Annotated in this window: 14 protein-coding genes; 9 read left to right on the top strand and 5 right to left on the bottom strand. The window is 68.2% G+C overall.

Annotation, left to right across the window (positions count from 1 at the left end; all coding sequences use genetic code 11):
- Positions 1–56: 56 nt before the first annotated feature.
- Together IE206_RS36625 and IE206_RS36620 are read right to left on the bottom strand one after the other, a co-directional pair.
- Positions 57–431, bottom strand: a complete 375-nt coding sequence (locus IE206_RS36625) for a DUF6415 family natural product biosynthesis protein (RefSeq protein WP_189970045.1) — start codon at positions 429–431, stop codon at positions 57–59.
- A complete protein-coding gene (locus IE206_RS36620; RefSeq protein WP_189970044.1) occupies positions 431–769 on the bottom strand; it encodes a hypothetical protein in 339 nt (112 codons plus the stop codon). The genes IE206_RS36625 and IE206_RS36620 overlap by 1 nt, the downstream gene beginning before the upstream one ends.
- Positions 770–862: 93 nt before the next feature.
- On the opposite strand from IE206_RS36620, the gene IE206_RS36615 reads away from it, so the two are divergent.
- Together IE206_RS36615 and IE206_RS36610 are read left to right on the top strand one after the other, a co-directional pair.
- The gene (locus IE206_RS36615; protein WP_189970042.1) at positions 863–1,663 is read left to right on the top strand and encodes a GntR family transcriptional regulator; all 801 of its coding nucleotides are present in this window, start codon (positions 863–865) and stop codon (positions 1,661–1,663) included.
- A 335-nt stretch (positions 1,664–1,998) separates the two neighbouring features.
- The gene (locus IE206_RS36610; protein WP_189970040.1) at positions 1,999–2,292 is read left to right on the top strand and encodes a hypothetical protein; all 294 of its coding nucleotides are present in this window, start codon (positions 1,999–2,001) and stop codon (positions 2,290–2,292) included.
- A 146-nt stretch (positions 2,293–2,438) separates the two neighbouring features.
- On the opposite strand, the gene IE206_RS36605 is transcribed toward IE206_RS36610, so the two are convergent.
- Positions 2,439–2,936, bottom strand: a complete 498-nt coding sequence (locus IE206_RS36605; RefSeq protein WP_189970038.1) for a hypothetical protein — start codon at positions 2,934–2,936, stop codon at positions 2,439–2,441.
- A 137-nt stretch (positions 2,937–3,073) separates the two neighbouring features.
- Here IE206_RS36605 and IE206_RS36600 point away from each other — a divergent pair, with 137 nt between their 5' ends.
- The 4 genes from IE206_RS36600 (at position 3,074) to IE206_RS36585 (ending at position 5,809) form a co-directional block, all read left to right on the top strand.
- Complete coding sequence (locus IE206_RS36600; RefSeq protein WP_189970036.1) at positions 3,074–4,243, top strand: helix-turn-helix domain-containing protein; 1,170 nt, start codon at positions 3,074–3,076, stop codon at positions 4,241–4,243.
- 3 nt (positions 4,244–4,246) lie between these two features.
- Positions 4,247–4,696, top strand: coding sequence for a GNAT family N-acetyltransferase (locus IE206_RS36595; RefSeq protein WP_229853328.1), 450 nt, complete (start codon positions 4,247–4,249; stop codon positions 4,694–4,696).
- A 268-nt stretch (positions 4,697–4,964) separates the two neighbouring features.
- The gene (locus tag IE206_RS36590) at positions 4,965–5,120 is read left to right on the top strand and encodes a hypothetical protein (RefSeq protein ID WP_189970034.1); all 156 of its coding nucleotides are present in this window, start codon (positions 4,965–4,967) and stop codon (positions 5,118–5,120) included.
- Between the two features lie 68 nt (positions 5,121–5,188).
- Positions 5,189–5,809, top strand: a complete 621-nt coding sequence (locus tag IE206_RS36585; RefSeq protein ID WP_229853327.1) for a 2'-5' RNA ligase family protein — start codon at positions 5,189–5,191, stop codon at positions 5,807–5,809.
- A gap of 157 nt (positions 5,810–5,966) precedes the next feature.
- Here IE206_RS36585 and IE206_RS36580 read toward each other — a convergent pair whose 3' ends face one another.
- Positions 5,967–6,455, bottom strand: coding sequence for a hypothetical protein (locus IE206_RS36580; protein WP_189970032.1), 489 nt, complete (start codon positions 6,453–6,455; stop codon positions 5,967–5,969).
- A 237-nt stretch (positions 6,456–6,692) separates the two neighbouring features.
- Here IE206_RS36580 and IE206_RS36575 point away from each other — a divergent pair, with 237 nt between their 5' ends.
- From IE206_RS36575 to IE206_RS36565, 3 genes are all read left to right on the top strand, one after another.
- Complete coding sequence (locus IE206_RS36575) at positions 6,693–6,905, top strand: helix-turn-helix transcriptional regulator (protein ID WP_189970030.1); 213 nt, start codon at positions 6,693–6,695, stop codon at positions 6,903–6,905.
- A complete protein-coding gene (locus tag IE206_RS36570; protein ID WP_229853326.1) occupies positions 6,895–7,281 on the top strand; it encodes a hypothetical protein in 387 nt (128 codons plus the stop codon). Before IE206_RS36575 ends, IE206_RS36570 begins: the two co-directional genes overlap by 11 nt.
- A gap of 134 nt (positions 7,282–7,415) precedes the next feature.
- Entirely contained in the window at positions 7,416–7,670 is a 255-nt protein-coding gene (locus tag IE206_RS36565; protein WP_189970026.1) for a hypothetical protein, read from the top strand.
- 158 nt (positions 7,671–7,828) lie between these two features.
- On the opposite strand, the gene IE206_RS36560 is transcribed toward IE206_RS36565, so the two are convergent.
- The gene (locus IE206_RS36560) at positions 7,829–8,110 is read right to left on the bottom strand and encodes a hypothetical protein (protein WP_189970024.1); all 282 of its coding nucleotides are present in this window, start codon (positions 8,108–8,110) and stop codon (positions 7,829–7,831) included.
- Positions 8,111–8,614: the final 504 nt, after the last annotated feature.

Below are 8,614 nucleotides of genomic sequence, written 5' to 3'. Positions count from 1 at the left end.
TGAAGAGACGGCACCAGGACGCCGGCCGGGGAGCCTCCTCCGGTCCGGCGCCGGTCTCAGGGCCGCTCAGCCTCAGCGCGGGCCTGGGCGGCGTACCGCATCAGGTGATCGACGCCCTTGGCCAGCAGGCGAAGGCGCGCGGCCGGATCACTGCCGGATACGTGGAGCAGGTTCTTGGCGTGCCGAAGGGTGCCCTCGGCGATGTCGCGGTCCCTGGTCTCGGACTTGAGCGCGTGCACGTACGTTCCGGCGGGCTCGGCGAGCCCGCTGATGTAGCCGCGCAGACGGCCCCGGACTGCAGCGGCGACGGCGCCGTTGGGACAGGTGACCGCCAGGGCCATCGCGATCTCGATATCGCGGCGCATGTCGGTGCGCGTGGCGGAGCCGGCCGCCTGGACGGCGGCGTCATGTCCGGTGGTGGGCTGTGGCATCAGGACTCCCCTTCGAACAGGGCCCACAGGGTCTGGCCGTCCTCGGAGACGCCCGAGGACGCGGACAGCTGGCCGACGAGGATCGCGCCCGGCCCGCGGGTCTGCAGGAACGACAGCTGGACGGAGCCGTCCGCGGCGATGCGGATCCTGGTGCCCGCCGTCGACAGGGTCATCTCGATGCTGTCCGGCCCGGCACCCAGGACGGCCGTGAACAGCTCGTTCGCGATGAGCGGGGCATCGGGGTGACCGAGGCGGCCGGCCGTCCACACACGGACGGTGCGGGCCTCCTCGGGAAGCCCTTTGAAAGCCTTGCGCCAGGTGTGCCCCGATTCGGGCATGACCGGCCCCCAGCTGTTATCTGAGTACGGATAAAGCTTTTCTGTACTCAGATTGTCGCTGGAGTTGGCGCAGGTCAAGAGGAAGGGCAAAGTATGTGTACACAGATTGACGCGATCATCCAGAACGGTGGTGTGGCAGTGGCAGAGCCCGAGTACCTGCGGATCGCCGACGACCTGCGACGCCGCATCCACTCCGCCGAATTCCGCCCCGGCGACCAGATCCCCACCCTGCCCGCGCTCTGCGAGCACTACCGCGTCTCCGAAACAACCATCCGCAACGCCCTGGCACTGCTCCGCAACGAGGGACTCATCGAGACACGGGCCCGCGCCGGCACCCGGGTGCGCCCGCGGCCCCCGATCCACCGGATGGCCGCCGACCGCTATCGCACCACCCACGGCGCCAAGTCCACGCCCTACACCCGCGACCAGGGCATCGGCTGGTCCGAGTACCGGCTCGACAAACGCTTCGAAAAGGTCCAGGCCGACGCCGAGCTCGCCGCGCTCTTCGAGAGCGAAATCGGCGAGCGGCTGCTCGCCCGGCACTTCGTGTTCTACGACAACGACCAGCCCACCCAGATGGCCACGTCCTACCTCCGCTGGGCCGATGTCTCCGGAACACCCGTCGCCGACCCCATCAACGAGCCCTGGCCCGGCGGCACCCGAGCCCAGATGGCCTCCCTCGGCATCACCGTCACCCGCATCACCGAGTCGTTCACCACCGGGATGCCGGACAAATCCGAAGCCGCCACCCTGCGGATCGGGGCCGGCGTCCCCGTCATGCGCTACACCCGCCGCCACATCGCCGACACCGGACGCGTCGTCGAAGTCGGCCACCCCATCGTGCGCCGCGGCGACACCACCATCGTCGACTTCGTCATCGACCTCGACGACTGAACCCGGCCACCTCAGACCGAGGGCCCCGAACCGACGCCGCACCGAGCGCATGTCGCCCTCGCTCAACGACACCCAGGCCGTCCGGCGGACCGTGAACATCTGGCCCGGCGCGCCGAAGAGAACGAACCCCGCGGCGAACGATGGCGACTGTGAGGCGCGTGCACTGGTCGTCATCCGCGCCCGCGCCAACGACCCGCGCCCGAGAGCGCCGACGAGCCGTCGCCGCCGGGGATGCTATGCCCGAGAGATGGGAAGTCACCGAGGGCGCCGAGGGCTGGTGCGCGCAACCGGCTCGCCCCGGAACCCTGCGGCACCGCACCGACAGGAGCACTCCCATGGCCATCATCGTCACCTTCTTCGTCCCCGGCATCGGACCGGAGCTCTACGACAGCTGCGTCGAGCGCCTCACCGACGGAAAGGGGTTCACCAGCGTCACGGACCTTCCCGTCGTCGGCCTCCTCTCGCACGCCGCAGGCCCTGTCGACGGCGGCTGGCGGATCACCGACGTCTGGGAGTCCGCCGAAAGCTTCGAGGCGTTCGGCAAGGTACTCGGCCCGATCATCGCCGACCTCGGATACGGCGATCTCCAGCCGGAGATCGGCCCGGCCTACAACGTCGTCGTCCGCTGACGGCACGACGCGGGCCAGCCCCTCGGGGGACGGCCCAATCGGCTTGTCGCCGACTTCAACGACCTCCGGGTGCCCTTCCTGCCAAAACATCTGCCGGGCGACCCGGCGCTCGGGGACCACATAACCCCTTGGGTTCCGTGGTGCGTTCATGACGCGGCTTGGCGGTCGAGCGCGGCGGTGCCCATCTCGATCATGTCCCTGAGCCGGATCGGATCGCACAGGGCGCCGGGGGCGGTTGCGGGGACGGCCCAGTAGCTCGCCAGCGTGCCGGTCGGCTCGTTGTCCCCGACCTTGGGCACGCCGATGTAGTGACCGAGACCGAGGTGCGTCGCATACCGGCCGAGGCCCGGGCCGGGCGGAGAGGACGGCACCAGGGCGTAGAAGCGGTGGTTGCGCGGGTCGTGGATGACCGGTCCGCGCAACAAGCGCAAGACAGTGCTGGCGGTCGCCGGTTCCGCACCGGCTGCCACGGCGTACACCAGGTCGTCAGCCAGGCGGACGGCGGAGAACCGCCGGCCCAGGGCGAGGAGGGCGACGTGCCCGTCCGTCCACTGCTGGCGCGCGTTACCCGGCCGGTTCAGGCTGTCGGCCAGCCACGCCGCGACGGCGGCCTCCGTCTCGGCGTCGGTGCTGATGGCACGCATGATGGCCTCTCTCAAGTCCCCGTAGCGGATCGGTTGTTGGGAGTAGCGTTTCCAATACGCACCGTGTAGGACAGGCAAGCGGCGTCCGCTGGTGTCCGCTGCCCGGCGGACAGGGCGGACAGCAGGGGAAGAAACTCATGGACGAGTCGTTCGGCCAGGCCCTCCGGCGCCTGCGCGGCACCCGGTCACTACGCGACGTGGCCCTCCTCGCGAACTGCGGCAAGAGCTACGTCGCCGACCTCGAACAAGACAAGAAGACGCCGTCGCCCGCCATGGCTGCCGCTCTCGACGACGCCGTCGGCGCGGGCGGCGAGCTGCGCAGGCTGGCCGCCACACCGCCCGGTGCGTCGCTGTCCGCACAGGCAGCCGCCCTCCAAGCCGGGCTCCTCGACGCTCTCTCCGCAGGCCCCATGACGGCGATGTCGGTAGAGGAGGTGGAGTACGCCGTGGCCCGTCACGGCAGGGCCACCCGCTACCGGGCCGAGAGCGACCAGCTCCCCGACCTGATCGCCGACTTCACCGATCTCAACCGGCTCCTGGCGCACCGGCATCCCGCGCCGGCGCGCCGGCGACTGACCGTGGCCGCGGCGCAGATGTCCGGCCTGATGGCCCTCACCCTGCTGAAGCTCGGCGACCCGGCCGCCCGGAACTGGTGGCGCACCGGACGGGCTGCAGCCGCGGCCGCCGAGGACCGGGCCACCCTGTCGTGGATGTACGCGCAGGAGGCCTACCAGCTCTACTACGAAGGCGACGTGCACGGCGCCGTCGAACTCGCCATCCACGCCCGGGACCTGGCCGGGGGTCTGCCGTGCGTCGGGCCCGCTCTGGCTGCCCCATTGGAGGCCCGCGCGTACGCCCGCCTTGGCCGGGCCGAGCAGACCGCCAGCGCGCTGCGCGCGGGAGAGGCCGCGCTGGAACGGCTCGACGGCGAGCTGCGCACCGGATCGGCGTTCGGGTACTCCGAGTCGCAGTTGCGCTTCCACGCCGGGAACGCCTGGACACATCTGCGGCAGACAGGGCGCGCCCGTGCCGAGCAGGAGCGGGCGCTGGAGCTGTACCCGATGGATGATCACACCGACCGGGCGTTCATCGGCCTCGACCAGGCCATGTGTTACGTGATCGAGGGGGAACCCGTCATGGCGGCGGCCCACGCCACGGCGACCCTCATGGCCCTTCCGGAGGAGCATCGCAGCCCGCTGATCATCTATCGGGCGCGGGAACTGGCGGATAGAGTCCCCGACGCGCGGAGCCTGCCGGAAGGCGAGGTGCTGCGGGAGGTGCTGGCGCTACCTGCGGGAGAGGGATAGCTGATGACGGTGCAGATCGAGTCGGCCACGGAAGCAGACATCGAGGTGATCTCTCAGATCCTCGGTGAGGTCGAGGCCTATTACGGAGGCGACAAGACGCCCGGCGACGTGAAACAGATCCGGGCCGCGCTGTTCTCCGACCGGCCCGCCGCGACTGTGCTACTCGCCCGCGAGGGCACCAACGTACTGGGGCTGGCCTCGTACTCCTTGTTGTGGCCAGCCGCCGGTGCCGACACCTCGCTCTACCTCAAGGAGCTGTACGTTCGGGAACCTGCCCGACGCCGCGGCATCGCCCAACTCTTCATGGCCCGACTCAAGGAAGACGCTGCCGCGGCGGGCTGCTCGCGCATCGAGTGGACCGGCGACGCCGACAACCCACCAGCCCTCGACTTCTACCAGGCCTACGGCGTGGCACCGAAGACCGACAAAGTCTTCTACCGGATGGAACTGTAGGGCCGTGGCCGACGGTCGTCTGAACTGATGCTAACCGGCGATCTGCCTCGCCCACTTGAGGGATCTGACGGGTGAATCGGAAGAACCGGTGTCACCCGCTCATCAGATCGACGCCCGGCTGCTGGTCAACCTGCCATGCTGCTCGCCGCCTTAGGCGCTCGTCTGCTGGCGCGTCTCGGCGCGCAGCCGAATTGCGGGTACGGCACGGAAGCCCAGATCCACATCACCCGCGCCATCGCTCTCCTGGGCACCCCAGCCGGACGGCGCCGTGGAAGCCCACTCCCCCGTCCTGGCCATGCCGCCCGAGCAACGGCTGGCCTCCATCACGCCCCCCATGCAGGACCTCGGGCAGCTCATGGCCGTGGGACGCGCCGCGAGCGGAGTCGCCACGACCACAGCGCGGCGGGTTCTGACCGACTGGTGACAGGACTCCGGGCCCCAGCACTTGGCCCTCTCGCCAGGCGAGGGGTCACCCTGATTGGGTCAGGGGCCATGACGACTGCACCCGAGCACATGCGGGATCACTGGTACTGGCGGCCGGGCTGGGACTTCGGCCGCCGCTTCTACACCTGGCACCTGACCTTCGACGGCCAGGCGGACATCCACCGTTTCGCCGCCGCCTACCGCACCGTGCTCGCGCCCCTCGGCGGGCTCGACTTGATCCCCGACCAGTGGCTCCACCTCACGATGCAAGGCATCGGATTCGTCGGCGAAGTCGACAGACAAAACGCTCTCGACATCGCCAAAGCGGCCAGGGCACGTCTCGCTGGAATCCCGGCCTTCGACGTCACGCTGGAGAACCCCGTCGTCGACCCGGAAGCCATCCTTGCGCCCGTACAACCCGCCGCAGCCGTCCGGGCAGTCCGTGACGCCATCCGCGCGGCCATCGGTGACGTACTGCCCGAAGTCCCCGAACGCGCCGACGGCTTCACGCCGCACGTCTCCGTCGGCTACAGCAACAGCACCGGACCCGCAGCCCCGTTCGCTGCCGCACTCGCCGACACAGCCATCGAGCCGGCACATGGCCGGATCACCCAAGCAGAACTCATCGTCATCCATCGCGACCACCGCATGTACGAGTGGGAATCCCTAGCCACGGTGCCCCTCGGCTGAGGCCCCGCACGCCACTCCCGTGGCAGCGGGTGCCCCCAGCACGGATCAGACGCCTGCATGGAGCGCATGCGAAGGGCCCCATACCGCGGTGCTGCGCGGCGGGGCCCTGTTTCGATGTGGGGTTCACGGTTGAGGTGTCGGGTGATTCCACGGTCCGTCAGGCAGCCTTGAGCTGGGCGTGCTTGAGAGTGCGGAGAATAAGCCACTGGTCTCCCCAAGCCATGGCAGTGCCGATCACCGCCATCACGATGCCCAGCGTCAGCTGCCCGGCAGCCGCACCCAGCGCGAGACCGGCAACCCCGAGCCCGTACCGGATGACGAACCGGACGGCCAGCAGACCAAGCGCGAGGAACCGGGTCCGCTTGTTCTTCCACAGCGACTTCATGTACCGGATCCGGGCCTTGAGCACGGTGAACGCGAGCACGATCTGCACGATCGCCACCACCGGGATCAGCGCGTACAGGATCGGGTAGGCACGAGCAATGTCGAAGATCCCCGCGAAGAGACCCACCAGCGGGAAGTACCAGTTCGGCAGCCCCTTGAGCACAACACCCTCGGCGCCGGCCCCCTGGACCTCGACCTCGGCGTCGACCTGAACCTGAGCCGGAGTCTGAGTCTGAGTCTCCATCACAACCGTCGCGCTCATGGCGTTCCCCTCACGACTTCGCAGTGCCCGCCGGCCCCTTGCCGACACCACTGATACTCCCGTCGGGGAGGGGTCCCGCGGCAGAGCGAAGAATCCCGACTGCCGCAGGACAAATGTCCTGGCAGTCCGCGCCCGGTTACCTGGACGGTGAACACAGTGCCCAAGGCGCCGTGCGAGCCCCTCCTTCCTGTAAAGCATGCTTGACAAGCAGCAGAGGGTGACAAGTAAGCTTTACATGTGAAGAACAGCGTCAGAGAACTTCGGTCGTCACAAGGGCTCTCCCAAGGCCAACTGGGCACCGCCCTCGGGGTCTCACGACAAACGATCAACGCCATCGAGACCGAGCGATACACACCCTCCCTGCCGCTCGCCATATCCATGGCCAAGTTCTTCAAGGTCAGCGTCGAGGAGATGTTCCATGCCGAAGAGAGCACAGCAGATGAGCAGTAACGCAGCCAGGCGGTCCGTCCCCGGCTTCTTCCTCACCGTCGGAGCCGCATGCCTCATCGCGGCGACAGTCGGCGGCCACCTCGCCCTCGGCCTCGTGACATTAGGGATCCTGGCGCTCTGCAGCCTTGCCTTAATACTGCTGGGCCGCCGGAGCGAGACCTATCAAGGCCTCACCGATAAGACTCCCGACGAGCGCTTCGCCCGGATCGGAGGCATGGCCTGGGCAGGCACGGGCATCGTGCTCACCGTGGGAAACCTCAGCGCCTTCATCGGCGAACTGGCATCCGGAAGAAACGGCAATCCCTACTTCTGGTTCGTGGCCACCGCCGCCATCACCTACCTCACCTTCGTCGCCCTCCTGTCCCGGCACACCTGAGAACCACCGCCCCGAACGCCTCGCCACCATGTGCCTGTCCCGGCAACGCCAGCCCAGTCAGTGGAGGCCAGCAGAGCCCTCACGGCGGATCGCCGCGCAGAGGCCGGTGCGACTCTCTCCATACAATCCCTAGGGTGATCAGGCAGTTCTTCCGCACACCCCGGCGCCGACTTGTCACTCTGGCCGTCCTGGCAGCCGCCGTTGCCGCCGTCGGCTGGTACGCCGTCCAGCCGGTCCATCCAACATGCACGGTCTACTCGGGAGCCTACGTGCCTGCCACCGCCTCGGCGGCAGAAGCAATCACCGCATCACAGCAGGCGTACGAGAAGGCCTTGGCCGATGGGGCATGCAGACCGTCGCATGCCCGGTTCCATGACTGGATCGACTGACCACAGTCGGCTGACCCTCAGATGGGACGAGCTGCGATCCGTCGACGTTCGGTGAAGATTCGCTCAGGGTTCCGTGCGACAGGGCATCCGCTGTCCTGTCGCACCGGACATTGAGCAGTCTCAGCACCGCCTACCTCACAGGCCAATGCGGTGGCACATTACGAATTGGAACCATCAGTTGCGCGTTCCGTAGCGGCCGCCGCCTCGGCGAGTGTACGGACGACCAGCAGTGCCGTCTCCTCGTCGCGGATCCCCGTCGACTCCGCCTGCTCCACGACCATTTGCGCCGCTACGTAAGCCGTGTTGAGCGCCAGCGAGTGCTCCTCCAAGACCAGGTCCCTACCAATGGTCTCGATGATGGTGTCGAGGTGGGGGACGGCGTCGTACAAGTTCCTGCCATCAGCCCACACGGCTTCTTGAATCCTCGGGTCCCCCGTCATGACAGAGATCATCTCAAGATCGCGAAGCTAGCTGCACAACGCTCTGACCTGTGTGCTTAACCATCGATAAGACGAACTGCGTTCCGTCAACGTTCGATGAGATTCGCTCAAGAGGAGCGTCAGCAGCTCGACACCGGCGTGTGGATGTACCGCATAGGCGTACCTCTGTGGCAAACCGCGGTCGGCGGGGGCGCCGAACCTACGTGCCTGCTCCGTCGGCCCTGGCTGATAGGCCACGGTAGGCACATGCGCCCCCGTCTGTTGCTGCTCGCCCTGGCCATGCTGTTCACCGCGGGCTGCGTCTCCCCGACCCCCGCCATGCCGACGCAGGAGCCACGAGAGCTTGCGCCGGGCGGGAACCGCCTCACTGTCGTGAACCCCACTGCTTCATGGCCCGAGCCCGTCCAGCCTCCAGCACGGGAAACCCTCGCCCCGGCACAAGCCCCACCCGCCCCCGCACAATCCCCCGACACCGGCCGGGCCCCACACCCCCGGACCGACGTT

This window comes from Streptomyces violascens, from assembly GCF_014649955.1.
GTDB classification, from domain to species: domain Bacteria; phylum Actinomycetota; class Actinomycetes; order Streptomycetales; family Streptomycetaceae; genus Streptomyces; species Streptomyces violascens.
The sequence above is the reverse complement of the archived record's forward strand: the minus strand, read 5'-3'. Positions and strand labels throughout refer to the sequence as shown.